The sequence below is a fragment of the Prevotella sp. P4-51 genome (genome assembly GCF_002251455.1).
Taxonomy (GTDB): domain Bacteria; phylum Bacteroidota; class Bacteroidia; order Bacteroidales; family Bacteroidaceae; genus Prevotella.
Map to the genome: position 1 here is coordinate 1 of NZ_NPJM01000008.1, position 1,435 is coordinate 1,435.

The 1,435-nt window shown below is 36.0% G+C and carries 4 protein-coding genes; all 4 read right to left on the reverse strand.

Translation table 11 applies throughout. The features are described 5' to 3' along the window. The coding region (locus CIK94_RS14600; protein ID WP_216821920.1) for a hypothetical protein at positions 1-256 on the reverse strand (256 nt) is incomplete at its 3' end. Between the two features lie 11 nt (positions 257-267). Further along, positions 268-465: a hypothetical protein gene (locus CIK94_RS00485; protein ID WP_144007712.1), complete on the reverse strand. Its 198-nt coding sequence runs from the start codon at positions 463-465 to the stop codon at positions 268-270. A gap of 166 nt (positions 466-631) precedes the next feature. Continuing rightward, complete coding sequence (locus CIK94_RS00490) at positions 632-1,132, reverse strand: hypothetical protein (protein WP_022309663.1); 501 nt, start codon at positions 1,130-1,132, stop codon at positions 632-634. Continuing rightward, a partial coding sequence (locus CIK94_RS14605; RefSeq protein ID WP_216821921.1) for a hypothetical protein occupies positions 1,129-1,435 on the reverse strand: 307 nt, incomplete at its 5' end. The genes CIK94_RS14605 and CIK94_RS00490, both read right to left, overlap by 4 nt.

Below are 1,435 nucleotides of genomic sequence, written 5' to 3' on the forward strand. Positions count from 1 at the left end.
CTTTAGGGCGTGCTATGCACCAATAATCAGTTGCGTCAGCATTCTTGACAAAGACAACTGATGTATATGCATGAGGTCCTTCTGTATATCCTAATGTACAAATAATAAATTCACAGGAATATGAGTTATATAATTTGCAAATACTATCTATTATAGCACTATCCGCTATATTGTACTCTCCTGTTCTTAATTGTACAAAAGGGGTAGTACAAAAAGAGGGGATACTGTATAGAACTATTACTAATAATCTCCACATATTAATTATCTTTATTTGGAAAAAATCCATCTGTGTACATGCTTCGTGTCGGGCTTGTATCTAAGTCCTCCTATAGTTGAGTCAGACCAATCTCCCGTCACGGGGGCGTAGTGGCGGGCTCCGTGGTCGTACCAGTCCAGGCCGTGGGTGCGGTCCAGCTCTTTGCCGATGTATTTGTAGGGTTGTGTAGCCATCTTACTTCTTGTCATTTTTCTCATTGAGGGACTTATCCTTTTCTACCATACATAGTTCCTATCATATATCTCTTCATTATGCCTATTTGAAAAAGATCCATTGGTGTGCAAACTTTCTTCCTGGATTAAAGTCTACACTGCATATTGCCATGCCGTGTAGACTTGGCTAGTTTAGCCTGCATTATTCATATTCCTTATGTCTGTAGTATTTCATTAGTTCTCCTGTTTCTGAAAAGACCATCATATATACATAGTAATATGGCCTGTGCCCAATTGTAATTGAGGAAAAGTCTTCTAATTTCTTATAATTTATATTATCTCTTATATAGAGTGTTGCTGTCAATATGTTGTTATATATGATGGAAAAGAAAACGATAGGCCTGGCATATATCCAAGTCTGTTGTTGCATGGTGTGAAGCACAGGCGAAAATTCACTTGTATTAATCCTCGTCATTGCATCATATAAGGTCTTTTTTTCTTCCTTGGTTAGCGACTTGTCTTCTATAAAGAAAATACTGGCCATTTCATCAAGTTTGTCCGATATGAATACTGAGTTCGGATATAGATTCAAATCCTTGATTATACAATCATATGCCTTCTTGTAGCATACGCTATCGGTAGTGCAGCACTTTGCATTAGTGGCGATGGCTATTAGCACTATTATGCCAAGCAGATACTTCATTTTATATACCCCTCCTCATATTTATAAAACTTTTTCACTTTTCCTCTTTTTGATACAAAAAAAAGATAGGCATAATAAGGTCTTTTGTACCTTTTTGAAGGTAATACGAATTTCTCATACTCTACATTTCCCCTTATGTCATTTCTTAAATATACTTCCGCCATTACCATATTTTTTATCAATTTAGAAAAGAAAACAATGTATGCGTTCGAACAACTTGCTTTTTGTTGCAGATAGTTTAATTCTTTGCTGTATTTGGGAGAATACCAAACCCACTGCAAGTATTTGACATCTTTAATCAAT